This window comes from Cellulomonas algicola, assembly GCF_019024305.1.
GTDB lineage: Bacteria > Actinomycetota > Actinomycetes > Actinomycetales > Cellulomonadaceae > Cellulomonas > Cellulomonas algicola.
Map to the genome: position 1 here is coordinate 495,976 of NZ_JAHKSJ010000002.1, position 25,855 is coordinate 521,830.

Genomic DNA, 25,855 nt, shown 5'->3' on the forward strand with positions numbered 1-25,855 from the left:
GCGCCGCGCCCGGTCGCGTCCGGGCGCGGCGTCGCGAGGCGGGCGACCCGCGTCCCGACCGGGAGCGGGCTCAGGACGGGGCGCGCGTGCCGGCCTTCCAGTAGCCGCAGAACGTGACGTGCGTCTTGGGGAGGCCGCGCTCGTTGACGAGGAACCGGCGGGTGCCGGTCGCGAGCCGGGACTCGCCGACGGCGAAGGCGGCGACGGTGCCGTCGGGCCACGGGAGCGCGCGCAGCGCGGCGAGGGCGAGGTCGCCGACCGGCTCGCCGCCGGTCCGGGGGAGCCAGTGGACGGTCACGCCGTCGGGGGCGTCGACGGGCTGGGCGTCGGCGGCGTCGATGAGCTCGACGAACGCGTCGCCGACGGTGTCGCGCGGGAGGTCGCGCAGGATGCCGGCGATCGCGGGCAGGCCGCTCTCGTCGGCGACGAGCAGGACGCGGTCGGCGGGCACGTGCACCCACCCGCAGCCCTGGTCGATGAACGCGACGTCGACGCCGGGCTGCACGGCCTCGGCCCACGGGCCGCCGACGCCGACGGGCCCGTGGCACACGAAGTCGATGTCGACCTCGGGCGTGCCGTCGGGTCCGTCGGGGCGGTGGTCGCGGATCGTGTAGCTGCGGATCACCGGCCGGGTGGCCTTGGGCAGCGTGAGGAAGCGCAGGTAGGCGCGGGTGTCGAACCGGTCGGACATGTTGTCGAACCGGGTGTCGTCGCGCACGGGGACGGCGAGCCGGACCCACTGGTCGAAGCCGCGGTACTCGAACCGGCGCAGGTCCTCGCCGCCCAGGGTCACGCGGACCATGTGCGGCGTGACGCGCTCGGCGCGCACGACGGACGCGTGCACGAGGCCGCTCGGGGCGTGGGTGACGGCGATCTGGGGCACGGTGAGCTCCGGGGCTGGGTGACTGAGGCTCGCCTAACTTAGCCATGCCTCACCGGCGCGCCAAGAGCCGTCTCAGCGTCCGCCCAGACCGTCGCCGGCGGCCTCACCTGCATCGCCGCCACCGAAAATCCCGAAAACACCGAAACCCATTGCGGCCCGATGGCGTGCCATGTCACGCTCGCCAGCAACCTCGCATTCTCAACGTAGAGAGGCGTTTCGGACGTGAGATCTTCCCGCGTGGCACGCAGGCGTGCCGTGGTTCCCTCCTTGACCGCACTCGCCGTCGTCGCCGTCGGGCTGATCCCCGTCGTCGCCGCGGCCGTCCCCGGCGACGAGACCCCGCAGAGCAGCCTCGGCTACCCGACGTTCCGCGGCTCCGACACCCCCGTCCCCCCGACCGGCGTCGACTACGCGCCGTCGCCCTACCTGCAGCGCGTGTTCGACGCCGACGTGGCCGCGGGCGCAGGCAGCGCGCCGGGGAACGACTTCTGGGTCGACCGCACCCTCGCGCGCACGGGCCCGGCGTTCGACGGCACCGAGAACCTCGTCGCGTTCACGCGCGGGCGGGCCGTGTTCATGAAGACGCACCAGCCGGCGCGGCTCGGGTGGGACGGCGACGTCGCCTACTGGGAGTCCATCGGCGGCGGCGGGGCGTTCACGTTCACCGTCCAGGCCGACGGCGCGGCGGTCACCCTGACCGAGCAGGCGTCGCAGCGGCGGCAGACCCCGTCGTACTTCCAGTCGGTGTTCACGGGCGGCGGGCTGCGGCTCACGCAGACGAAGTTCATCACCGACCAGGACGTCATGGTCGCGAACGTGGCCGTCACCGACACCTCGGGCGCCGCACGGACCATCCGCCTCTCCGCCACCTCGCCGCAGGCGGGCACGGTCGAGGGCGACGAGCTCGTCGGGACCGTGCGGGCGTTCAACAACCTCACGACGATCACGCCGCGCCTGTCGGGCGACGGGTTCACCGCCGACCCGGGCGCCGCCGCGCTGGTCCGCGACCTCGCCGTCCCGGCCGGCGGCTCGGCCACCACGAAGCTGCAGCTCGGGATGCTCACCGACGAGCGCCCCGAGTCGGCCGCCGAGTACGCCGCCTACCGCGCCGCGAGCCCGGCCGAGGCGTTCACGACGCACGTCACCGCCTACAACCGGTGGTGGGCTCTCAACATCCCCTATCTCGACACACCGTCGGACGACATCGACAAGACGTTGCTCTACCGCTGGTGGCTCATGCGGTTCAACTACCTCGACGCGGACATCCCGGGGAACGACTACCAGTTCCCGACGTCGATGGAGGGCGTGCTCGGCTACAACAACGCGATCGTGCTGACGGTCGGGATGTTCGTCGACGACCTCAAGTACTTCCGCGACCCGACGTACGCGTACGGGCCGGCGCTCGCGGTCGGCGAGACGTCGAAGCGCGGGAAGTTCGTCGACAACCCCGGCGACCCCGCCAACTGGTCCAACTCGTACACGCAGTACATCACCGAGGCCGCGTGGCGGGCGTACGAGCTGCACGGTGGACCGGGCGCGATCGGCTCGACGCTCGGGCAGCACTCGATGGACGACGTCGAGGGCCTGCTGGACGCGTACGACGGCAACGGGAACGACCTCATCGAGTACTCGTGGGGCGCGATGACGGGCAACGACGCCGACGCGGTGTCGTTCCACTGGCCCGGGCACGGCGCGAACATGGACCGCACCGAGAGCGCGTACCTCTACTCGAACGCGAAGGCCGCGGCGGAGTTCTTCCGCGTCGCGGGGCAGACCGAGAAGGCCGACCACATGGAGGCGCTCGCCGGGCGCGTCAAGGCCGCGGTCCTCGAGCACCTGTGGGAGCCGGCGCAGACGACGCCCGACAAGGTCGGCCTGTACGGGAACCTGCTCAAGCACCGCATGACGCAGGACGGGACGCTCAACCCGTACAAGGAGATCAACAACTACTACCCGTTCACCGTCGGCCTCATGCCGAAGCCCGGTGACCCGGACGACGACCAGCCGTACACCGAGGCGCTGCGCCTGTTCGCCGACGCCGACCAGTACCCGGTCTTCCCGTTCTTCACGGCGAACCAGGTCGACAAGGCGGACTCGCCCGAGGAGGGGTCGAACAACTTCTCCGTCATCAACTCGACGGTGCTGTTCCGCATGTTCTCCTCGGTGCTGCGCGACTACCCGACGGACTACGTGACGCCGGAGATGTACAAGCAGCTCCTCTACTGGAACGCCTTCGCGCACTACCAGGGCGGCGACAACCGGCTGCCGAACCAGAACGAGTTCTGGGCGAACGGCTCCGCGGCCGACGGCGGCTCGATCGGCTACCGGTCCTGGATCCACCACACGATCCTCGGCGCGACGAACTTCACCGTCATCGAGGACGCGATGGGCCTGCGCAGCCGCGCCGACGGCAAGATCGAGCTCGACCCGATCGACATCGACTGGCCGTGGTTCACCGCGAACAACGTCCGGTACCACGACCGCGACCTCACGGTCACGTGGGACGAGACGGGCGACCACTACGGCGACGACGTGCCCGCGGGGTACTCCGCGTTCCTCGACGGCGCGCTCGCGTTCACGGTCGACGACCTGTCGCACGTCGTCTACGACCCGGCCACCGGGTCCGTCGAGGTGCTCGAGGGCGACGCGGCCGTCGTGACCGCGAACGCCGCCGACCTCGCGACGGCCTCCGACGTGCGCTTCGCCGACGGCGACCGCGTGGTCGACGTGTTCGCCAAGGCGGGCACCGACATCGCGACGGAGTCGACGGGCTCGTCGAACCTCGCCGCGGGCCGCCCGGTCACCGCGTCGTTCTCGGCCACGGGCCGCGCACCCGAGGGGGCCGTCGACGGGACCACCGTCAACGAGCCGTTCTGGGGGACGGTGGGATCGCCGAACGCGTCGGACTCGATCGAGGTCGCGCTCGACGGCACGCAGGCCGTCGACGACGTCCGCGTCTACTTCTACCGCTCGTCGTCCAGCGCCACGGTGCAGGGCTACGCGGCGCCCGAGCTGTTCACGGTGGAGTACCACGACGCCACCGGCTGGCACCCCGTCCCGGGGCAGGCGCGGTCGCCCGTCTACTCGACGGCGAACCTCAACCGCGTGCAGTTCCCCGAGGTGCAGGCTGACGCGCTGCGCGTGACCGTCCAGCACGCCGCGGGCTTCCGCACGGGCGTCAAGGAGGTCCAGGCCTTCGCGACGGGCGTCGAGGCCCCGCCGTCGACCAACGCCGCGCCGAAGGTCACGGTCTACCAGGACCCGACGTTCGACCAGCCCGCCCAGGTCCGCCTGGTCGGGACGGTGTCCGACGACGCGCAGCCGTCCGGCACGCTCACGTCGGCATGGACGGTCGTGAGCGCGCCCGAGGGTGCGCAGGCCGTCGTCGCGTCGCCCGCGCAGGCCACGACCGTCGTGCAGCTCGACACGACCGGCCGGTACGTCCTGCGGCTCACGGCGTCCGACGGCGAGCTCTCGACGAGCCGCGACGTCACGGTCGACGCCGAGGTCAGCGGCACCGCCAAGACGAACGTCGCGCCCGACGCCACCGCGTCCGCGTCGGCCGTCACCGGCTGGAACCGCGTCGCCGCGATCAACGACGGCCTCGCGTCCTACCCGGTCGCCGCCGAGTCCGACGCGTGGGGCACGTGGGGCACCGCCGCCGGTGCGGGCAACACGTACTGGGCCCGGCTGACCTGGCCCGAGCCCGTGCGGGTCGACGAGTCGCGGATCCTGTTCCACTCCAACCGCGACCCGGGCGGCGTCCTGCCGCCGTCGTCGTGGTCGCTCGAGTACCTCGCGGGCGACGGGACGTGGCAGCCGGTGCCGGACCCGAGCGGCTACCCGACCGAGGACGGGTCGTTCGACGCCGTCACGCACGGGTCGGTGACGACCACGTCGCTGCGCGCGACGCTCGTCCGCAACGGGTCCTCGTACCCCGGCATCATCGAGTGGCAGGCGCTCGCGGAGGAGCCCGTCGCGGTCGAGGACGTGTCCGTCCGGACGCTCGTCGGCGTCGCGCCGGTGCTGCCGCCCGCCGTGGAGGTCGCCTTCGCCGACGGCTCCCGCGTCGAACGGGCGGTCGTCTGGCAGGACGTCCCCGCCGACGCGTACGCCGCGCAGGGCGAGTTCACGGTCCCCGGCTTCGTCGCGGGCACCGCGAAGCTGGCCCGTGCGACGGTCTTCGTCCGGCCGACCGACGCCGTGCAGATCAACACCTTCGAGCCCGCCGCGGTGACCACGGTCGCCGGGACCGCCCCGGTGCTGCCGGCTCGCGTCGTCGCGACGTACAACGACGGCTCCGAGGCGTCGCTGCCGGTCACGTGGGACGCGGTCGACCCGTCGTCGTATGCCGCGGCCGGGGAGTTCACCATCGAGGGCACCGTCCCCGGCACGGACAAGCGGCCGACGGCCGTCGTCACCGTGACGTCGGGCGCCCCGCAGGCACCCGTGGTCACGCTCACCACCGACCCGGAGCGTCCGGCGTCCGGCTGGTTCACCGGCCCGGTCGACGTGACGGTCTCCGCGACCGACGACTCCGACCCGTCGCCGACGGTCGAGGCGCAGGTCGACGGGGGTGCGTGGACCGCCGTGACCGGACCGGTCACGGTCAGCGGCGACGGTCGGCACACCGTCCGCGGCCGGGCCACGGACTCCGGCGGGCTCGTGTCGCCGGTCCAGTCCGCGGCGGTCGACATCGACGGCACCGCACCCGTCGTCACCGCGTCCTTCGACGAGTCCCGGCGCCGCCTCACCCTGGCGACGACCGAGACCGGCTCGGGCGTGGCGTCGGTCGAGTACCGCGTCGACGGCGGTGCGTGGACGGCGTACGGCACGGGCGCGACGATCGCCACGGCGGCGACCGTCGAGTACCGGTCGACCGACCGCGCGGGCAACGTCTCGGCCGTCGGTTCGCTGGCGGTGCCCGCGCCCGACCCGGACGCGCCCGTCAACATCGCACCCAACGCGGCCGTGAGCGTCTCCGCCACGACCACGTGGAACCGCGCCGCGGGCATCACCGACGGCGTCGCGACCCACCCCGTCACGTCGCAGGCCAGCGCCTGGGGCACGTGGAACATCGCGGGCGACACGCAGTGGGCGCGCCTCGACTGGCCGACGCCGGTCACGACCGACACCAGCCGGCTGCTGTTCTTCGACGACGGCGGCGGCATGCGCGCCCCCGCGTCGTGGACGCTCGAGTACCTGCTCGACGACGGCGTCACCTGGGCGCCGGTGCCGGACGCGTCGCCGTACACGGCCACCGTCGGCCAGTTCGACACCGTCACGCACGCCCCGGTCACCACGACCGCGCTGCGCGCGACGCTGACGAAGCCGCCGACCGGGTACGTGGGGATCGTCGAGTGGGAGGTCCTGAGCGCGCCCGTCGCGGCGACGACCCTCACCGTGCCGACGGACCCCGTCACCGCCGGGGACGCCTTCGACGTGACGCTGAGCGGGGGGACGCCGGGCACCGCCTACGCCGTGACCGTCGAGCCAGGCGGCGTCGCGCTCGGCACGCTCACCACCGACGCCCAGGGCGCGGGGGTGCTGCGCACGGCGCCGCTCCCGCGGGAGCTGGCGGGCGGTGCGTACACGGTGCGGGCCGCAGCCGGGGACGCGGTCGTCGAGGCGGCGCTCACGGTGGTCGCCGGGCCGGGCGAGGCCGTCGTCACCGCCGGGACCGTCGAGGTCGTCGGGGTGCCCACGGTCGGGCAGGTGCTGCTCGTGCAGACCGCCGGCTGGGGTCCTGAGGGCGTCGAGCTCGCCTCCCAGTGGTCGGTCGGCGGCAAGGCCGTCCCTGGCGCCACCGGGGCCGAGTACACGCCGACCCGGAAGGACCTCGGCAAGACGGTCACCGTCGAGGTCACCGGGTACCTGGAGGGCTGGGAGAGCACGTCGGTCACCTCGGAACCCACCGCGGCGGTCGTGAAGCCCACCGTCCAGGCCGGGACCGTCGCGATCGCGGGGACCGCCGTCGTCGGCGGCACCGTGCGGGCGCAGACGTCGGCCTGGGCGGACGGCGTGAGGCTCGAGTACCGCTGGCTGCTCGACGGGACCGTCGTCAAGGGCGCGACGTCGAGCAGCTGGAAGGTGCCCGCGTCGGCGGCCGGCACGGTCCTGACTCTCGAGGTCCGCGGCAGCACCGCCGGGCACGAACCGTCGACGTGGGCCTCGTCGCCGCCGACCACGGTGCAGCCCGGCACGCTCACGGCCCGCGACGTGCGGATCGCGGGGGCGGCCCGGCCGCTGTCCGTCGTGACCGCGCTGCACGGGGTGTGGGGGCCGTTCCCGGTGCACCTGTCGTACCAGTGGTTCGTCGACGGCAAGGCCGTCAAGGGCGCGACCGCGCCCGTGTACCTCGTGCGCACCGCCGACCGCGGCGCCGTCCTCACCGTCGAGGTGACCGGCACCAAGGACGGCTACACCCCGACCACGCGCACCTCCGACGGCATCAAGGTGGGACGTTGACCATGACCACGCACCAGACGACACGCAGGTCCGTCGCCGCCGCGCTGGCCGGGGCCCTCGTCGCGACGGCGGTGGCGGCCTGGCCGTCGGCCGCCGTCGCGGCGGACCCGCCCGCCCCGACGCGGTCCTTCCACACCGAGGGCAACCCGATCCTCGGAGACGGGACGTCCTACTCCGCCGACGCGGCCCCGTTGTCGGTCGACGGGACGCTCTACGTCTACGCCGGGCACGACGAGGCCGCCGAGCAGCAGGGCGGCTTCGCGATGCACGACTACCAGGTCTTCGCGACCGACGACCCGACGTCGGGGGACTGGGACCTCTACGCCGACAACCTGGACCCTGACGAGGTCTTCTCGTGGGCGACGGGTGAGGCGGCCTTCGCCGGGCAGGTCACGACCGGCGCCGACGGCCGCTTCTACTGGTACGCGCCCGTGCAGTGGGAGAGCACCGCCGTGCCGAACCGTATGGCGATCGGCGTCGCGGTCTCCGACTCGCCCGTCGGGCCGTGGACCGACGCGGTCGGCGCACCCCTGCTGACCTGGACCGACGTGTTCGGCTCGTCGACCACCGGGCAGGAGGTCATCGACCCGCACGTCTTCACCGACACCGACGGCTCGGTCTACCTGTACTGGGGGTCCTGGTCGGTCGCGCGGGTCGTGCAGCTCGACCCGTCGATGACCGCGCTGGCCGGGTCGATCCAGACGATCCCCGGGCTCACCGGGTTCTTCGAGGCGCCGTGGGTGTTCGAGCGCGAGGGCACCTACTACATGGCGTACGACTGGAAGCAGGGCGGTTCCGAGTGCACTCCGTCGAACTACCAGGCGTGCATCGCCTACGCGACCGCGCCGTCGGCGCTCGGCCCGTGGACCTACCAGGGGATCATCCTCGGCGGCACGTCCGCGACGACCGTGCACCCGTCGATCGTCGAGCACGAGGGTCGCTGGTGGATCACGTACCACACCAAGGACGCGGTGGGCGGTGGGCACTTCCGCCGGTCCGTCGCGATCGACGAGGTGACGTGGGACGGTGACCGGATCCTGCCCGTCCAGCAGACGCTCGCCGACGACCCCGACTTCCGGCTGACCGACAACGTCGCGCTCGCGGCCACGGCCTCGGCGTCGTTCACCGAGCAGCCGCCCATGCGGCTCGGCGCGGTCAACGACGGCTTCCGCCGGACCACCGCGCTGCTGCCGCCCGACCAGTGGGGCAACTACCGCGGCACGACGTCGTCGCACCCGTCCGACTGGGTGCAGTACACGTGGGACGCGCCCGTGCGGACCGGGTCGGTGGGCATCGAGTTCCACCGTGACGGCAACTGGATCCGGCAGCCGTCCTCCTGGGTCGTGGAGTACCTCGACGACGCGGGCGCGTGGCAGCCGGTCACCGGCGCGACCTACCCGACGGCGACCGACACCTGGCACACCGTCACGTTCGACACCGTCTCGACGACCGCGCTGCGTGCGACGTTCCGCGGGCTCGACGAGGGACCGTACGTGCACTCCGTGTCCGTCTCGGAGTGGGAGGTGTACGCGGTCGCCGCGGACGCGCTGCCCGAGGTCGAGGTCGCGACGCCCGTCGGCGCCGCGCCGGTGCTGCCCGCCGCCGTGCGGGCGTCGTACGGGGACGACTCGGCGTGGGTGCCCGTGAACTGGCGGCCCGTCGACCCGGCGGACCACGCCGCCGAGGGGACGTTCACCGTCGAGGGCCGCGCGCTCGGGCAGAAGGGCGGGTACGTCGTCGCCACCGTGCACGTGGGTGGGACCGTCGACCCGGGCGAGGACGACACGACGGCACCGGCCGTCTCGGTCTCCGCGTCCGGCACGTCCGGCGAGGACGGGTGGTTCTCGTCGCCCGTCACCGTCCGGGTCGCCGCCGACGACGACTCGTCGTACCTCACGACCATCGAGACGCGCGTCGGCGACGGCGCGTGGACCCCGACGGCCGACGCCCGGCACGTCGACGTCCCTGTCACCGCGCAGGGCGAGACGGTCGTCAGCGGCCGGGCCACCGACGCGGCGGGGAACACGTCTGCCGAGGTCAGCCGGGCCGTGAAGGTCGACACGGGCGCACCGACGGTCACGGCCGTGCTCGACGACGCGACCCGGTCGGTCACCGTCGGCGCGACCGACACCCTGTCGGGCGTGGCCGCGGTCGAGTACCGGTTCGACGGCGCGGGCGAGTGGGTCACGTCCGACGCCGGTGCCGTGGTCGAGGCGCCCGACATGCTCCCGCACGAGCTCGTCGTCCGCGCCCGCGACCGCGCCGGCAACACCGCCACGGCCACGGTCAGCATCCCGCTCGGCGACGGCGCGTCGCTCACCGGCAACGTCGCCCCGTACGCCACCGCCTCGGCGTCCTTCACCTCCGGGTGGGAGAACGTCGCCGGCATGAACGACGGCACCACCGCCTGGGGCGAGGACGACGCGTCGAAGTACGGCGCGTCGTGGGGCACGTGGGACCGCGTCGGCGAGCAGTGGGCGCAGCTCACGTGGGACTTCGACGTGACCGTCGACCGCGCAGGAGTCTGGTGGTACCAGAACGTCCCGGACGCGCAGAACGAGGGGCTGATCGCGCCGAGGTCGTGGGTGCTGCAGTACCTCGACGAGGACGGGACGACGTGGCACGACGTGGCACTGACCTCGGGCGACTACGCCCGCACGTCGACGGGCTTCGTCCCGGTGGGCTTCGACGCCGTCACGACCCGCGCGCTGCGGATCGTCGCCCAGTCCTGGGGCGCCGCCGCCGGGCAGGGGTCCGTCGGGATCCACGAGTGGCAGGTCGGGGCCGCCGAGGCTGCCGGGGTGGTGATGCCGGCCGCGCCGACGTTCACGCCCGCCGAGGTCTGCACCGACGGCGTCCCCGAGAAGGCGCGCGTCGTGATCCCGTCGACCGAGGGCGTGGTCTACGCGATCGACGGCACCGACGTGACCGGCACGGTCGAGGTCGCGGCCGACGCGTCGGTCGTCGTCACCGCCCGCGCCGCCGACGGCTACACCCTGGCTGACGGCGCGACCACCGAGTGGGAGCACCAGTACGTCGCCCCCGACTGCCCGGTCGAGGACGTCGTCGTCACGCCGACCGCACCGGTCTACACGGGCCCGGTCTGCACCGACGGCGAGCCCGGTGACGGGTCCGTCGCCGTGCCGACGGTCGAGGGCGTCGAGTACCGCGTCGACGGCTCCGCCGTGACCGGGTCGATCACGGTCGCGCTCGGTGAGGTCGTCACGCTCAGCGCGGTCCCGCGTGACGGGTACGCCTTCCCGGCCGGTCCGCAGGCGGTGTCGTGGGCCTTCCGCGCCGACGCCCCCGACTGCTCGCCCGCCGCCGCGGTCGTGCCGGGGTCGGTCGCGCTGAAGGGCAAGGCGCGCGTCGGCGACACGCTCACGGTGTCGACGAAGGGCTGGCAGCCGCAGGGGGTCCGCCTCGCGTACACGTGGTTCGCCGACGGGGTCCGCCTCGACGGCGTCACCGGTGACCGCCTCCAGGTGCCCGCAGCACTGGAGGGGACGTCGGTCACCGTCAAGGTCACGGGCTTCGGCACCGGACTGGTCACGGCGTCGGCCACCTCCGACCCCGTCGGCCCGGTCCTCCCGCCGAAGAAGGGCTGGGACTGGCCCTGGTCGGGCGGCGGCTGGCGCTGGCCGTGGTCCTGACCCACCCGTGACCGACGCGGGGTGGCCGGCGGAGAGGGCCGGCCACCCCGCGTCGTCGTTCGCACCCGTCCGGGTGAACCCGCTGGGCCTGTCGCAGGACTGCGACACCGTTGCGACGCACGCGCGACCGGCGTGCCTGTCGGGTCCACGTACTTTGTCCGTATGCACCCCTTGCGAACCACCCGTCGTCGCACGTCAGGCGCGTTCTGCGCCCTCGTCGCCGTGACGCTCACGGCGTGCGCGGCACCCGGGACACCCGACGCGTCCGACCCCGCGACCCGTGACCCGCGCCCGCCCCGGACCGCGTCGCCGAGCCCGACGCTCGCCGTTGCGGCGGGGTACGACGTCGGCGAGATCCCGCCCGTGCCGCTGTTCGTGCTGCCCGACCTGTCGATGCTCGACGCGTCCCTCTCCGGGTTCGCGATCCAGGTCGACGACGCCGTCGGCGACCTCGCGGGCGTGCGCGTCGAGCCCCAGCGGTGCGACGCGCAGGGCACGTCCCTCGGCGTCCTGCTCGCGTACGGCGACGGGTCCGGGACGCTCACCGGTCCCGACGGCACGGTGACGAACTACGGCGACGGCTCGGGCACGTACAGCCTGAACGGCACCGAGGTCACGGTCTACGGCGACGGGTCCGGGACCTACGCGGACGGCACCACGACCGTCACGAGCTACGGCGACGGCTCGGGCACGTACGACGACGGGACGACCAGCGTCACGCTGTACGGCGACGGGTCCGGGACGTGGTCGCGCGGCGGGCGGACCATCACGAACTACGGCGACGGCTCGGGCGTCTACGACGACGGCACCGTGACGATCCAGAACTACGGCGACGGCTCGGGCGCGTACGAGGGGCCGGGGGTGTCGATCACCAACCACGGCGACGGCACGGGCGTCGTCAACGGAGTGCCCGTGCAGGTGCCCGAGCTCGCGCCCGTGCCGCGGCTCGGGACGTTCCCGTCGATGGGCGTCCTCGCACCGGCTCCGTCGTGCGGCACGCGCATCGTGCTCGACGCGGCCGTCCTGTTCGACTTCGGCAGCCACGAGCTGCGGGCCGACGCGCGGGCCACGCTCGACGCGGTCGCGACGGTGCTCGCCGACGTCCCGGCCGCGGGCGTCGAGGGGCACACCGACTCCGTGTCCTCGGACGACTTCAACCAGGCGCTGTCCGAGCGCCGCGCGGACGCCGTCGCGGCGGCGCTCGCCGAGCGCGGCGTGACCGGTTCCCTGGACACCGTCGGGTACGGGGAGTCGCGCCCGGTCGCGCCCGACGAGGTCGACGGCGCCGACAACCCCGCGGGCCGGCAGCTCAACCGCCGGGTCGAGATCGTGGTGCCGTCGTGACCGGCCGCCTCCGGCCGTCCGTACGCACCGCCGTGGTCCTCGCCGCGGTGCTCGGCGGAGCGCTCGCGGGGTGCTCGGCGGAGATCGTCCGGGCCGACGCCCCCACGTCGGCCGCCGACGGCGACGGCCCGTCCGCGCCGGAGGGTCGGACCCCGCCCACCACCCCGAGCGGGTCGGGGGACACGGTGCCGGCGGACGACGACGTCGCGACCCCGCTCGAACGCGCGGGCCTCCTCGCGGCCGCGACGCAGCACGTCACGTGCGGCGGCGGCGACCTGGTCCTGTCCACCGCGGTGTCCGCCGTCGCGGTCGACGACGACTGCGCGACGCTGACCGTCGCCGGGACGGGCACGACCGTCGTCGCGGGCGAGGTCGAGCGGCTCGTCGTGCAGGGCGCGGCCGTGCGCGTCGTCGTCGCGCACGTCGGGTCGGTCGAGATCGACGCGGCCGACGTGCGCGTCGCGTGGGAGGACGGCACCCCCCGCGTGGACGACCGCGGCGCGGCCAACGTCTACGGGCCCGTCGGGACGGTCGGGCTCGACGGCTCGGAGGGTGCGTCATGACGGCACCGCTGCCGCCCGGGCCGGTCGCGCCCGGCTGGTCCCTGCCACCCGTCCCGCGGACCAGCGGGCTCGCCGTCGCGTCCCTCGTGCTCGCGCTGTGCGGGTTCGGGCTCCTGCCCGTCGTGCTCGGGCACCTGGCGCTGCGCCGGATCCGGCAGACGGGTGAGCGCGGCTCCGGGCTCGCGGTCGCCGGGCTGGTGCTCGGGTACACGACGCTCGCGCTGGTCGTCGTCGTGCTGCTCGTGGTCGCGGGCTCGGTGTGGTGGGGCGTGCGGGCGTGACCGGGACGGACGGGACGGTGGCGCCGCACGTGCTCCTCGTCGACGACGAGCAGGCGATCCTCGACGGCCTCGCGCCGTTCCTCGAGCGGTCGGGCGTGCGCGTGTCGACCGCCGCGGACGGCGAGGCGGCGCTCGCGACCCACGCCCGCACCCCCGCGGACATCCTGGTGTGCGACGTCCTCATGCCACGTCTCGACGGCCGCGCGCTCGTGCGCCGCCTGCGTGCGGACGGCGACTGGACGCCGGTCGTGCTGCTGACGCAGGTGGGCGAGTCGTACGAGCGTTCCGCGGCGCTCGAGGAGGGCGCCGACGACTACCTCAACAAGCCGTTCGACCCGCTGGAGCTGCTGGCGCGCGTGCGCGCCGTGCTGCGTCGCGCGGTGCCGGGCGTGCCGTCGCTCACCGCGTCCGACGTGCTCGTGAGCGGCGGCCTGCGCGTGGACCGCGCCGCGCGGCGGGCGACGCTCGACGGCCGTCCGGTCGCGCTGACCCCCAAGGCGTCGCTGCTCCTGGACTACCTCATGACGCACCCGGGCGAGCTGCTCAGGCGCGAGCGGCTGCTGTCGGCGCTGTGGGGCTTCGAGTCGATGGTGACGACGCGCGCGGTCGACCACCGCGTCGCGGAGATCCGGCGCGTCCTCGACGACGACCCCGCCGACCCGCGGTTCGTCGAGACGGTGCCCGCGGGCGGCTACCGGTTCTGCGGCGAGGTCCGTCGTGGGGGCCGCGCATGAGCCGGAGGGGTGGCGTGCCGCGCCGGGCTCTCGTCGCGGCGGGTCCGGTCGCCGTCGTCACGCTCGCGGTCGCCGTCGTCACGGCGCTGACCCTGCCGGGCGCCTCGCTGCGCGTGACCGTGCGGCTCCTGCCGCTGGTGCTCGTGGTGGGCGGCGCGACCGCCGCCGCCGTCGCGGTCGCCGCGTGGGTCCGTGCAGGCCGCGTCCGCCGCGCGGACGCCGCGGTGGCGAGCGCCGAGCTCGCGGGCCGACGGGCCGAGCGCGAGGCGCACGGACGCTTCCTCGCGCGGCTCGACCACGAGCTCAAGAACCCGGTGACCGCCATCCGCGCCGCGGTCACGGGCACGGACGACGCGGCAGGCCCGGACGAGCGGGCCCGGGCGCGCGCGACGCTCGTGTCGCAGTCGACGCGGCTCGCGTCGCTCGTGGCGGACCTGCGCAAGCTGGCCGAGCTCGGCACGCAGGAGCTCGAGGACGAGGACGTCGACCTGGCGCAGGTGGTCCGCGACGCGGTCGACGACGTGAGCGCTCAGGCGGAGGCGGCCGGGGCGCTGCGGCCCGCCGTGCAGGTCGTCCTGCCGACCGCGCCGTGGCCGCTGCCGCACGTCCGCGGCGACGTCGACCTGCTGTACGTCGCGGTCGCCAACCTGCTCGCGAACGCCGTGAAGTTCTCACCGCCGGGCACGCGGATCGAGGTGCGGGGCACCGACGACGACGGCACGGTCGTGGTCGAGGTCGCCGACGCCGGGCCGGGCATCCCGGACGACGAGGTGGGCACCGTGTTCGACGAGCTGGCCCGCGGTCGGGGCGCGCGGGGTCTGCCGGGCTCGGGCATCGGTCTCGCGCTCGTGCGTGTCATCGCCGAGCGGCACGGCGGCGAGGTGACGCTCCGGTCGAGGCTCGGCCAGGGCACGAGCGCCCGGCTGCGGATCCCCGCCGCGGGCCCGCGCTGACGCCGCGGGGTCGAGGTGCGCGTCAGGCCGGCTTGGGGCCTGTCGAGCCGCGGGGGACCAGGCGGGACGGGATGACCTCGGTGCCGTGGTGGGGGTTGCCCTCGATGGCGTCGAACAGGAGGGCCGCGGCGCGGCGGCCGAGCTCCTCGAGGTTCATGTCGATGCTGGTCAGCTGCGGGCGCGCGTTGAGCGCGAGGATCTCCCAGTTGTCGTGGCCGGTCACGGCGACGTCCTCGGGGACGCGGCGGCCCGCCTCGCGCAGGGCGTCGAGCACGCCGCGCGCGATCTGGTCGGACCCGCTGATGATCGCGTCGACGTCGGTGAACCGGTTGAGGATCAGCCCGGCGGCGGTGCGGCCCCACTCCTCGGACCACGCGCCGTAGAGCGGTCCGCCGAGCACCTCGACGCCCGCCCCGGACAGTACGGCGGTCGCCCCGTCGACGCGGTCGTGCGCGGCCCCGTACCCGGCGTCGCCGGTGACGATCGCGACGCGCGACCGCCCGCACGCCAGCAGGTGCTCGGCGACGAGCCGCCCGCCCTGCACGTTGTCGGTGACGACGGACATGTCGGCGGGGTCCTGCGACGGCGCGTACGCGTAGACGACGGGCACGGGCAGCTGGCCGAGCGACGGCCGCGGGTCGGGGCGGGCGCCCACGACGATGAGCCCGTCGACGCGCCGGCCGAGCAGCGCCTGCACGTGGTACTGCTCGCGCAGGGCGTCGCCGCGCGCGTCGCACAGGAGCACGGACGTCTTGCCGGTGCCGGCGGCGTCCTCGGCGCCCATGAGCGTCGGGATGGAGAACCGGCCCTCGAGGTCGTGCGTGACGAGGCCGATCGTGCCGGACCGCCCGGACAGCAGGTGCCGGGCGAGGACGTTGGGGGAGAAGTTCAGCTGCTCGGCGGCTGAAAGGACTCTCTCACGGGTTTCGGCCTTGACCTGCTGGCGCCCGTTGAGCGACTTGGAGGCCGTCGCGAGCGACACCCCGGCGAGCTTGGCCACGTCCGCGAGGGTCGGCGGCTTCCGCGTGTTTCCCGGTGTCGTCTGCATGTTCATCCCCTGCGAGAACGAAAGTGACGGGGCTGGACGCCGTCGTCTTTCGGGATCGTACCGGGAGAACGCGCCGAGGGAAGCCCTTGACGTGCCGAGACAGTGACCGCTACGTTGCCGAAAAGGGTTTCGGCAGACCCTCAGCCCACGGGTGCCCGACGGGGGACACCCGCAGTTCGCTTCGACGATGAAGTCCGAGGAGAGCACGATGAGCAAGCGGTTGTCCCGATCGCGCACAGCACGAGGAGCTGCCCTGCTGGCCGTCGCCGGTCTGGCGCTGACGGGCCTGGCAGCCTGCAGCAGCGGTGACGGCGACGGGGGCGGTGACGCCCCGGCCGAGTCCGTCGGCCCCGACGGCGTCGACGACGGCACCAGCCTCACCATGTGGACGCGCGCGCCGCTCGAGCGGCAGGCCAAGGCCCTGGTCGAGGCGTACAACGCGTCGCACGAGAACCAGGTGAAGCTGGAGATCATCCCCAACGACGACATGGAGGGGAAGGTCGGCGCGGCCGCCACGAACGACGAGCTGCCCGACCTGCTCGCGGGCGACGTCGTCCGCCTGCCCTACTGGGTGTCGAACGGCCTGTTCACGGACCTGACGGAGAACATCGACGGGCTCGACTTCGCGGACGACATCACGCAGGGCCACGTCGACGCGGGCACCGACGCGGACGGCGCCAAGCACACCGTCCCGTTCGTCACCGACATCTCCGTGATGGTCTGGAACAAGGCGCTGTACGCCGAGGCCGGCCTCGACCCGGAGAAGGGCCCGACCACGTTCGCCGAGTTCGAGGAGCAGGCCAAGGCGGTCCAGGCGCTCGGCAAGCCGGGCGTCTCGGGCACGTACTACGGCGGCAACTGCGGCGGCTGCCTCGTCTTCACGTGGTTCCCGACCATCTGGGCGTCGGGCGACGAGGTGCTCTCGGACGACGGCAAGGAGTCGCTGCTCGCGTCCGACACCGCCCAGGAGGTCTACGACACGTACGCGCGGCTGAACGACGCGGGCGCCGTGGGCGCAGGCTCGAAGGAGGAGACCGGCGCGACGTGGACCGCACCGTTCTCGAACGGCGAGGTCGGCGTCATGCAGTACCCGAACACCGCGGTGTACGCGGCCCAGGAGGCCGGCATCGACGTCGGCGTCACCGGCATCCCCGGGATCGACGGCGGCCAGTCGACGTTCCTCGGCGGCGACGCGATGGGCGTCTCCAAGGACTCCGAGCACGTCGCGCAGGCCTGGAACTTCCTCGCCTGGATGATGTCCGACGACACCCAGCTCGAGGTCGTCGCGAAGAACGGCGAGGTCCCCGGCCGCAACAGCCTGCTCGACAACCAGTACGCGCAGGAGGACCCGCTGGCCCTCACGATGAACAAGCTCGCCGAGAACGGCCGCACGCCCGTCGCCGAGTACTTCTCGGAGGCGTTCAACGCGTCCGGCAGCCCGTGGGTCACGCTGTTCCGCAACGCGACCTTCGACAAGACCGGCACGGTCGACGAGGACAACGACGCCGTCACGGCGGTCCTCGACCAGTGAGACCAGGGCGGCGGCGGGCTCGGCCCCGTCCGCTCGGCAGCCAGCCCGCCGCCGCCCGACCACGTCTCACCCGCGAGCCCGCCACGACGGGCGCGACCCCGGAGCCACGCATGACCACCGTCACCACCCGTCCGCCCGACGCGGGACCGTCCGCGTCACCCCCGCACCGCCACCGCCCGCGAGCCAACCGCTCGCACGGGCCCCTGATGGGCTGGCTCTACGCGAGCCCCACCGCGGTGCTCGTCGCGGTCCTGTTCGTCGTCCCGCTCGTGCTCGTCCTCATCATGTCCGCGTCGGACTGGTCGCTCCTCGCGGGCAACGACGGCACCAACTTCCCGGAGAACTACACCGAGGTCCTCGACCACCGGATGTTCTGGCCGGCCGTCGTGTTCACGCTCAAGTACACGGTCATCGCGACGGTGCTGCTCATCGGCCTGGGCCTGGGGCTCGCGCTGCTGGTGCAGGAGAGCAGCCGGTGGAGCGGCGTGCTGCGGACGTCGTTCCTGCTGCCCACGGCCCTCGGCCTCGCGTCGGCGTCGCTGCTGTTCTACGCGCTGTACTCGCCGCAGGTCGGCCCCATGTCGGACTTCCTCGCGCGGTTCGGGATCGGCAACGGCCAGGTGAACGTCCTCGGCACCGCCGACGGCGCGCTGTGGGGGACGGTGATCCTCATCGTCTGGCGGTTCGCGGGGTTCTACATGCTGCTGCTGCTCGTGGGGCTGCAGGGCATCGGCCAGGAGGTCTACGAGTCCGCCCGCATGGACGGCGCCAACACGTGGCAGGTGTTCCGCAAGATCACGCTGCCGCTGCTCAAGCCGTCGCTCGCGCTCGCCACGATCCTGTGCGTCACCGGGTCGCTGCTCGCGTTCGACCAGTTCTACATCCTGACGAAGGGCGGACCGGACGGCGCCACCATGACCGTCGTCCAGCTCGTCTACAACCTCGCGTTCGAGTCCAAGCGCGACGTCGGCATGGCGGCCGCGCTGTCCGTGCTCGTGCTGCTCGCCCTCGTCGTCATCAACGTCGTCCAGCTCAAGGCGCTGCGGCGCTCGCCGGACGAGTGAGGGAGTCCCGACGATGAAGACGCTGCCCCGCGTGCTCGGACGCACGCCCTACTGGGTGCTGACCGGTGGCCTGGCCATCCTGTTCCTGTACCCGATGATCTGGACCGCCGTGTCGTCGGTGTCGCCGCAGCCCGGCTCGGCGCAGGTGAACGGCTACGGTCTCGGCAACTACGAGACGTTGCTCAACTACCAGGCGGGCCTCGGCCACTACCTGGGCAACTCGCTCGTCATCACGCTCGTCGCGGTGCTGACGACGCTCGTCGCGGCGACCCTCGGCGGGTACGCGTTCGCGCGGTTCACCTTCCCCGGCAAGGACGCGCTGTTCCTGCTCGTCCTGTCGATCCTCATGGTCCCGTACGCGACGCTGCTGGTCCCGCTCGTCATCTGGCTCAAGGACCTCGGCCTCAACAACTCGCTCGTCGGCGTGGGCCTCGTGCTCGCCGTGTTCCAGCTGCCGTTCGCGATGTTCATGATGCGCATCTCGTTCGAGGCGGTGCCCAAGGAGATGGAGGAGGCGGCCCTCGTCGACGGCTGCGGCTCGTTCGGCGCGCTGCGGCGCGTGCTGCTCCCGGCGGTCAAGCCGGGCCTCATCACCATCGGGCTGTTCGCGTTCCTCGCCGCGTGGAACGACTTCATGGTGCCGCTGTACCTCGTGGGGGGCGAGAACCAGCCGCTGCCGCTGGCGCTGGTCAACATGCGCCAGCAGGTCATGGGCGTCATCGACTACGGCGCCACGCAGGCCGGCGTCGTCGTGCTGACGATCCCGTGCATCGTCCTCTTCCTCGTGCTCCAGCGGCACTACGTCAACGGATTCATGTCGGGCGCGCTGAAGGGATGACCTCGCTCGTGAACAACACCACCACCATCCGTCCTGCGCCCGTGCTGCCGTCGACGGGGGCCCTGCGACCGCTCGGCCTCGACGAGGTGGCGATCACCGGGGGCTTCTGGGCCGACCGCCAGCGCGTCAACGGCGAGGCGTCGATCCGGCACTGCGACACGTGGGAGACGCGCGTCGGCTGGATCGACAACTTCCGCCACGCGCTCGACGGCACGGTCGTGCAGCAGCGCACGGGCCGCGAGTTCTCCGACTCGGACGTCTACAAGATGATCGAGGCGATGGCGTGGGAGGTCGGCCGGACCGGCGACCCCGCGCTCGAGGCTCGCATCGTCGAGCTGTCCGCGCTGATCGGCCGCGTGCAGGAGCCCGACGGCTACCTCAACACGAAGTTCGGGCGGCCCGGCCAGGAGCCGCGCTACTCCGACCTCGCGTGGGGCCACGAGCTCTACTGCTACGGCCACCTGATCCAGGCCGCGGTCGCGCGGCTGCGCACGGGGCACGACGACGAGCTCGTCGCGATCGCCCGCCGCGCCGCCGACCACGTGTGCGCCGAGTTCGGGCCCGACGGCCGCGACGGCGTGTGCGGCCACCCGGAGATCGAGGTCGCGCTCGTCGAGCTCGCCCGCGCGACGGGGGAGCGGCGCTACCTGGACCAGGCCGCGCTCTTCGTCGAGCGCCGCGGCCACGGCACGCTGCCGGACATCGAGTACGGCCGCGAGTACTACCAGGACGACGTGCCCGTCCGGGACGCCACGGTGCTGCGCGGCCACGCGGTGCGTGCGCTCTACCTGGCGGCGGGCGCGGTCGACGTCGCGGTCGAGACGGGCGATGAGACGCTGCTCGACGTCGTGCGCGACCAGTACGAGCGCACGCTCGCGCGCCGGACGTACCTCACGGGCGGCATGGGCTCGCACCACCAGGACGAGGCGTTCGGCGACGACCACGAGCTGCCGCCGGACCGCGCGTACTGCGAGACGTGCGCGGGCGTCGCGTCGGTCATGGTCGCGTGGCGGCTGCTGCTCGCGACGGGTGACGCGCACTGGGGCGACGTGGTCGAGCGGACGCTGTTCAACGTCGTCGCGACGTCGCCCGCGGAGGACGGGCAGGCGTTCTTCTACACGAACCCCCTGCACAAGCGGGTCCCCGGCTCGGCGGCGGACCCCGACGAGGTCAGCGCGCGGGCCCTGTCGCGGCTGCGTGCGCCGTGGTTCGAGGTGTCGTGCTGCCCGACCAACGTGGCCCGCACGTTCGCGTCGCTCGGCGCGTACCTCGCGACCGTGTCCGACGACGGCGTGCAGCTGCACCAGTACGCGCCGGCGCGCATCGCGACGACGCTCGGCGACGGCCGCGCGATCGGCCTCGAGGTCGAGACCGGCTACCCGCACGAGGGCGACGTCGTGGTCCGCGTGACGCAGGCACCGCCCGGCGAGGTGACCCTGTCGTTGCGCGTGCCGGCCTGGGCAGTGGGCGCGGCGACGCTCGACGGCGAGCCCGTCGAGGGCGGCGTCGCGACGGCCCGCCGCACGTTCGCGGTGGGCGACGAGGTGCGCCTCTCGCTCCCGGTGCAGCCCCGCGTGACGACGCCCGACGACCGCATCGACGCCGTGCGCGGCTGCGTCGCGGTCGAGCGCGGCCCGCTGGTCCTGTGCGCCGAGTCGACCGACCTGCCCGGCGGGCTGCACGTCGACGCGATCCGCCTGGACCCCTCGGCACCGCTGGTCGCCGACGGTGCCGGTGCGCGCGGTCGCGGGCGGGCCGTCGCGCACGACGACGCCGACTGGCCGTACGCCCCGGAGCCGCGCGAGCGCGACGCCGACGGCTTCGACCTGCGGCTCGTCCCGTACCACGCCTGGGCCAACCGCGGCCCGAGCACCATGCGGGTCTGGATCCCGACGACCTGACCGGCCCCCGACCGCCCCGCCGCCCCGCCGTGCCGACGCCGGGGCGGCGGGGCACCTCCGTGCGGGCGGCGAGGAGCACGGCGTCGCCCGCGCAGGCGGCGAGAGCACGGCGTCGCCCGCGCGGGAGCAGGTCGGCGACGGCGCTCCCGGGTGCGGGTGCCGGGTGCCGACCGCGGCGGCAGACTCGGGACGTGCCCCGACGCCCGCTGGACGAGTACCGCGCGAAGCGGGACCCGGCGCGCACGCGTGAGCCAGTCCCCCCGCCCGACGCACCGCTCCCGCAGGGCGAGGGGCGGACGTTCGTCATCCAGGAGCACCACGCCCGCGCGCTGCACTGGGACCTGCGGCTCGAGCGCGACGGCGTGCTGGTGTCGTGGGCCGTGCCGAAGGGCCTGCCGCAGGAGCCGGGCACGAACCACCTCGCGGTGCACACCGAGGACCACCCGATGGAGTACGCGACGTTCGAGGGCGACATCCCCGCGGGCGAGTACGGCGGCGGGCACATGGCGGTCTGGGACCGCGGCACGTACGAGACCGTGAAGTGGTCGGACCGCGAGGTGCAGGTCGTGCTGCACGGCGAGCGCGTGCAGGGACGGTACGTGCTGTTCCGCACGCGGGGTCGGGGGCGCTCCGGCGGCTCAGGCGGGGACGGCGGCGGGCGGGGCGACGACGAGCGCAGCTGGATGGTGCACCGCATGGACCCGCCGACGCGCCCCGACTGGACGCCGCTGCCCGACCTGGTCCGTCCGATGGCGGCCGTCGCGGGCGAGCTGCCGCCCGCCGACGACGCGTGGGCGTACGAGATGAAGTGGGACGGCGTGCGGGCCGTCGCGTACGTCGACGGCGGTCGCGTGAGGCTGATGTCGCGCAACGACCTGGACGTCACGCGGTCGTACCCCGAGATCGCCGGGCTCGGCGAGCAGCTGGGGTCGACCCAGGCGGTCCTCGACGGCGAGCTCGTCACCTTCGACGCGCGCGGCGCCCCCGACTTCGGGCGCCTCCAGCAGCGGATGCACGTCGCGGACCCCGCGGTCGCCCGCCGGCTCGCCCAGACCGTGCCCGTCGTCTACCTCGTCTTCGACGTCCTGCACCTCGACGGCCGCGCCACCCTCGACCTGCCCTACGACGACCGCCGCGCGCTCCTCGACGGCCTCGGGCTCGCGGGCCGCTCGTGGCAGACGCCGCCGTCGTTCGACGGCCCGGGCTCGGCCGTCCTGGCGGCGAGCCGCGAGAACGGCCTCGAGGGCGTGCTCGCGAAGAAGCGGCGCTCCCCGTACCGCCCGGGCCGCCGCTCGCCGGACTGGGTCAAGGTCAAGCACGTCCGCATGCAGGAGGTCGTGCTCGTCGGGTGGAAGCCCGGCAAGGGTGCGCGCGCCGAGACGCTCGGGTCGCTCGTGCTCGGCGTCCCCGACGACGACGGCGCCATGCGTCCCGCGGGGTCCGTCGGCACGGGCTTCACGCGGCGCACGCTCGACGACCTGCTGCGCCGGCTCACCCCGCTGGCGACGTCGTCGTCGCCGTTCACCGTGCGGCTGCCCGCCGCCGACACACGCGACGTGCACTGGGTCCGGCCCGAGCTCGTCGGCGAGGTCGCCTTCACCGAGTGGACGTCCGACGGCCGGCTGCGGCACCCGTCCTGGCGTGGGTTGCGCCCCGACAAGTCCCCGGCCGACGTCGTCGTCGAGGGTGCCTGACGAGCACCCCCGCCCGACCTCCGTGCCGACGGTCCGCCCGAGGCCGTGCCGACAGGACGCCCGAGCCGTCGAGCCGGAGGGACGTCCGAGGCGTCGTGCCGACCGGCGCGCGGGCAGCAGGCGCGCGCGGGTGCGCGCGACGTGGCGCGGGGCGACGATGTGGTCACGCGGCCCAGCGCCGTGACCGCGGGTGCGGACCGGCGCCCGCCCCGACCGCGTCGACGACGACGCGCGTCACCGAGGAGACCCCCCATGGCCACCGTCGCGGACGTCCTGTCCCCGTCCCCGATCACCGTCGAGACCACCGCGACCGTCCGCGAGGCCGCCGAGCTCATGCGCGAGCACGACGTCGGCGACCTCGTCGTCGTCGAGCAGGGCCGCCTGGTCGGCATCGTCACCGACCGCGACCTCGTCGTGCGCGTCCTCGCCGTCGGCGGGGGGTCGAACGACCCCGTCGGGCAGGTCGCGACCGGCTCGCCCGTGGTCGTGGGCCCCGACGACGACCTCGTCGGCGCCGCGCGCCTCATGGCCACGCACGCCGTGCGCCGGCTGCCCGTGGTCCGCGAGGGCGAGGTCGTCGGGGTCCTGTCCCTCGGCGACCTGGCCGTCCGCCACAACGCCGGTCCGGTCCTCGGCGCGATCTCGCAGGCGCCCGCGTCGTCGTGAGCCGACGGCTGCCGCGCGCGTCGCACGGACGGTGGTGCGCGGGCGCCGACCCGTCGCTTACCGTGGCGCGATGACGAACGAGGCGACGCCCCGCCCCGCCCGCCCCACGTGGTCCGAGCGGCTGGGCCGCATCACCGAGGCCATCCGCAGCCTGCCCAAGCCCGTGCGGGTGGTCGCCGTCACGTCGGTGGGTGGTGTCGTCCTGCTCGCGGGCGTCGCGATGCTCGTCCTGCCCGGTCCGGGGATCCTCGCGATCCTCGCGGGCCTCGCCATCCTCGCGACGGAGTTCGTGTGGGCCCGGCGTGTCCTCGAGCGCAGCAAGGCGGCCGCGAAGGCCGGCGTCGACAAGGGGCGCGACGCGCTGCAGCGCCGCCGCTGACCGCGCCTCGGGCGGCGTGAGCGGCGGCCTGTGCGTTCTCGCCGGTGGTCGACGGCCGTGCGACGCGTCTCGCCGCACGTCAACCGCCCGTGCGACGCGTCCCGCCGCAGGTCAGCGACCCGTGCGGTGCGTCCCGCCGAAGACCGGGTGCGACGCGAGGTCGTCGGTGCGCTCGTCGAGCACGCGCCGCAGCGCCTCGTAGCGTTCCTGCGCGTCGCGTCGCTCGGCACCGGCCGGGCAGCGCTCGATCTCGTGGTGCGCACGCGCGGTGGCCGCGGCGACCTGGAACCAGCTGGCTTCCGCGAGGCCCGTGACCAGCCGCTCGTCGGCGCCCGTGCGCGGTACGTCCGTGTCCGTCATGGTCGGCTCCTCCTGCCCACCATCGTCGCGCCGCCCACCGTCATCGCCGGGACGCCACGCGGTGGGCGCGACCACCCGCGAGGAAGGAGCCGGCGACGCGTCGATGCGGACGCGACGCGGGGGTGAAGAGCGGCGCACGGGTCAGGCGACGACGGACGCGCTGAGCACGACCTGGTCGTGCGGGACGGCGGCGAACCGTTGGCCGGGGTACCGCAGGCCCGCGAAGTACGCGTTGACGTGCGCGACGATCTGCTCGCCGCCCACCCAGACGCCGGCGAGGTGCGCGCCGGTGGTCGTGTGGCAGTCGGAGACGAGCGTGACGTCGTACCCGGCGTTCGCGGCGGACTGCCCGAGGGTCCGCACGCAGTAGTCGGACTGGGCGCCCGTGAGGACGAGGTGGGTCGTCGCGGTGCGGGCCAGGACGGACTGCAGGTCGGTGCCGGCGAACGCGTCGCGGTACGCCTTGTGCACGCGGGCCTCGCCGGGGACCGGCACGAGCGCCGGGTGCAGCTCCCACCCGGCGCTGCCGCGCGGGAAGTCCTGCTCGTCCTGGACCCAGATGACGGGGACGCCCTCGGCGCGTGCCCGGTCGACGAGGGTGACGGTGCGGGCCAGCACCCCGTCGACGTCGACGCAGTCCCCGACGACGCCGACCTGGAGGTCGACGACGAGGACCGCCGTGCGCGGCGTGGTAGCGCTCCCATACATGATGCCAATTCTCTCCGACCAGGGCACAGGTGCGAAATCGACGCACCGGCGCGCCGCGAGCCAGGTGCGGGTCACTCGAGCAGGACGGTCACGAGCGCGACGACGACGACCGTCGCCACAGGTACCCACGGGACGGCAACGCCTCGTCCGGTCGCGCCACGTGCGGGGCCCGGTGGTGTCGTCGGCCGCACGGTGGCGAACCGCTGGGACATGCGCTCGGGACGCCCTGGTCGATCGAGCACCAGGTACAGGTTCGTCTTCTGCACGGCCCAGCAGGCGACGTCGTCACCGGACCGCAGCCGCACGGACATGCGAGCGCCGCCCTCGAAGCCCGCGACCTCGGCCCACGGGATCCTGATCGTGCGCCACGGGTTCCGCACGACGATCCCGTCCTGCGTGGCGGCGACCCTGGGCCGCAGCCCGAGCACGTGTGCCAGGACCGTGACGAGCGCGCCGACGCCGAGCAGGACGCCGGACGCGTCCGTCGCGCCGCTCGCACCGAGGGAGACGGTCGCCAACCCCAGCAGGACGCCGAGCACCGCGATCGAGGTGGAGAGGGCCGACATCCTGGCGGAGACCGACGCCGCCGGACCGGACGACCTGCCCACGAGTGCTCCCGTCCGCCCGGCGACGGCTGCTCGCCGTGCGCACGGCTCCCGGCGAGCCGACGGAGGCGAGCGTCCCACGCGCCGGTCGGGACGACGCGCAGACGCCCCGTGCGACGCTCATCGCGCCCTCGTGGTGCCCGGGCCGTCGCCGGCCGGCCACCGGTGCCGCCGAGGCGGGG

Annotated in this window: 19 protein-coding genes; 14 read left to right on the forward strand and 5 right to left on the reverse strand. The window is 74.0% G+C overall.

The window, feature by feature from the left end; genetic code table 11:
- Positions 1–70: 70 nt before the first annotated feature.
- On the reverse strand, positions 71–883 hold the full coding sequence (locus tag KOV94_RS21135) for a siderophore-interacting protein (RefSeq protein WP_218051111.1): 813 nt from the start codon (positions 881–883) through the stop codon (positions 71–73).
- Between the two features lie 267 nt (positions 884–1,150).
- On the opposite strand from KOV94_RS21135, the gene KOV94_RS02345 reads away from it, so the two are divergent.
- The 7 genes from KOV94_RS02345 (at position 1,151) to KOV94_RS02375 (ending at position 14,879) form a co-directional block, all read left to right on the forward strand.
- Entirely contained in the window at positions 1,151–7,351 is a 6,201-nt protein-coding gene (locus KOV94_RS02345) for an Ig-like domain-containing protein (protein ID WP_225915910.1), read from the forward strand.
- A gap of 2 nt (positions 7,352–7,353) precedes the next feature.
- Positions 7,354–11,004: a family 43 glycosylhydrolase gene (locus tag KOV94_RS02350; RefSeq protein ID WP_218051113.1), complete on the forward strand. Its 3,651-nt coding sequence runs from the start codon at positions 7,354–7,356 to the stop codon at positions 11,002–11,004.
- Between the two features lie 162 nt (positions 11,005–11,166).
- The gene (locus tag KOV94_RS02355) at positions 11,167–12,348 is read left to right on the forward strand and encodes an OmpA family protein (protein WP_124343740.1); all 1,182 of its coding nucleotides are present in this window, start codon (positions 11,167–11,169) and stop codon (positions 12,346–12,348) included.
- A complete protein-coding gene (locus tag KOV94_RS21140) occupies positions 12,345–12,911 on the forward strand; it encodes a DUF3060 domain-containing protein (protein WP_218051114.1) in 567 nt (188 codons plus the stop codon). The genes KOV94_RS02355 and KOV94_RS21140 overlap by 4 nt, the downstream gene beginning before the upstream one ends.
- Entirely contained in the window at positions 12,908–13,192 is a 285-nt protein-coding gene (locus KOV94_RS02365; protein ID WP_124343742.1) for a DUF4190 domain-containing protein, read from the forward strand. The genes KOV94_RS21140 and KOV94_RS02365 overlap by 4 nt, the downstream gene beginning before the upstream one ends.
- Complete coding sequence (locus KOV94_RS02370; RefSeq protein ID WP_218051115.1) at positions 13,189–13,926, forward strand: response regulator transcription factor; 738 nt, start codon at positions 13,189–13,191, stop codon at positions 13,924–13,926. Before KOV94_RS02365 ends, KOV94_RS02370 begins: the two co-directional genes overlap by 4 nt.
- Positions 13,927–13,940: 14 nt before the next feature.
- Positions 13,941–14,879, forward strand: a complete 939-nt coding sequence (locus tag KOV94_RS02375) for a sensor histidine kinase (protein ID WP_218051116.1) — start codon at positions 13,941–13,943, stop codon at positions 14,877–14,879.
- Between the two features lie 22 nt (positions 14,880–14,901).
- Here KOV94_RS02375 and KOV94_RS02380 read toward each other — a convergent pair whose 3' ends face one another.
- Positions 14,902–15,927, reverse strand: a complete 1,026-nt coding sequence (locus tag KOV94_RS02380; protein ID WP_124342636.1) for a LacI family DNA-binding transcriptional regulator — start codon at positions 15,925–15,927, stop codon at positions 14,902–14,904.
- Positions 15,928–16,135: 208 nt separating this feature from the next.
- On the opposite strand from KOV94_RS02380, the gene KOV94_RS02385 reads away from it, so the two are divergent.
- The 7 genes from KOV94_RS02385 to KOV94_RS02415 all read left to right on the forward strand — a co-directional run bounded on the left by KOV94_RS02385 (position 16,136) and on the right by KOV94_RS02415 (position 24,000).
- Positions 16,136–17,458, forward strand: coding sequence for an ABC transporter substrate-binding protein (locus KOV94_RS02385; protein ID WP_218051117.1), 1,323 nt, complete (start codon positions 16,136–16,138; stop codon positions 17,456–17,458).
- Between the two features lie 110 nt (positions 17,459–17,568).
- On the forward strand, positions 17,569–18,522 hold the full coding sequence (locus KOV94_RS02390) for a carbohydrate ABC transporter permease (protein ID WP_218051118.1): 954 nt from the start codon (positions 17,569–17,571) through the stop codon (positions 18,520–18,522).
- A gap of 13 nt (positions 18,523–18,535) precedes the next feature.
- A complete protein-coding gene (locus KOV94_RS02395; protein WP_124342639.1) occupies positions 18,536–19,360 on the forward strand; it encodes a carbohydrate ABC transporter permease in 825 nt (274 codons plus the stop codon).
- The gene (locus tag KOV94_RS02400; protein WP_218051119.1) at positions 19,357–21,261 is read left to right on the forward strand and encodes a glycoside hydrolase family 127 protein; all 1,905 of its coding nucleotides are present in this window, start codon (positions 19,357–19,359) and stop codon (positions 21,259–21,261) included. The genes KOV94_RS02395 and KOV94_RS02400 overlap by 4 nt, the downstream gene beginning before the upstream one ends.
- A 191-nt stretch (positions 21,262–21,452) precedes the next feature.
- Complete coding sequence (ligD, locus tag KOV94_RS02405; RefSeq protein ID WP_218051120.1) at positions 21,453–22,955, forward strand: non-homologous end-joining DNA ligase; 1,503 nt, start codon at positions 21,453–21,455, stop codon at positions 22,953–22,955.
- Between the two features lie 252 nt (positions 22,956–23,207).
- On the forward strand, positions 23,208–23,621 hold the full coding sequence (locus KOV94_RS02410; RefSeq protein ID WP_162352907.1) for a CBS domain-containing protein: 414 nt from the start codon (positions 23,208–23,210) through the stop codon (positions 23,619–23,621).
- 70 nt (positions 23,622–23,691) lie between these two features.
- Positions 23,692–24,000 (forward strand): PGPGW domain-containing protein, encoded by a 309-nt coding sequence (locus KOV94_RS02415; protein WP_124342643.1) that lies wholly within the window; start codon positions 23,692–23,694, stop codon positions 23,998–24,000.
- A gap of 111 nt (positions 24,001–24,111) precedes the next feature.
- Here KOV94_RS02415 and KOV94_RS02420 read toward each other — a convergent pair whose 3' ends face one another.
- From KOV94_RS02420 to KOV94_RS02430, 3 genes are all read right to left on the reverse strand, one after another.
- Positions 24,112–24,360: a hypothetical protein gene (locus KOV94_RS02420; RefSeq protein ID WP_124342644.1), complete on the reverse strand. Its 249-nt coding sequence runs from the start codon at positions 24,358–24,360 to the stop codon at positions 24,112–24,114.
- Positions 24,361–24,501: 141 nt separating this feature from the next.
- On the reverse strand, positions 24,502–25,068 hold the full coding sequence (locus KOV94_RS02425) for an isochorismatase family protein (protein ID WP_124342645.1): 567 nt from the start codon (positions 25,066–25,068) through the stop codon (positions 24,502–24,504).
- 71 nt (positions 25,069–25,139) lie between these two features.
- On the reverse strand, positions 25,140–25,634 hold the full coding sequence (locus KOV94_RS02430; RefSeq protein WP_218051121.1) for a PH domain-containing protein: 495 nt from the start codon (positions 25,632–25,634) through the stop codon (positions 25,140–25,142).
- Positions 25,635–25,855 lie beyond the last annotated feature (221 nt).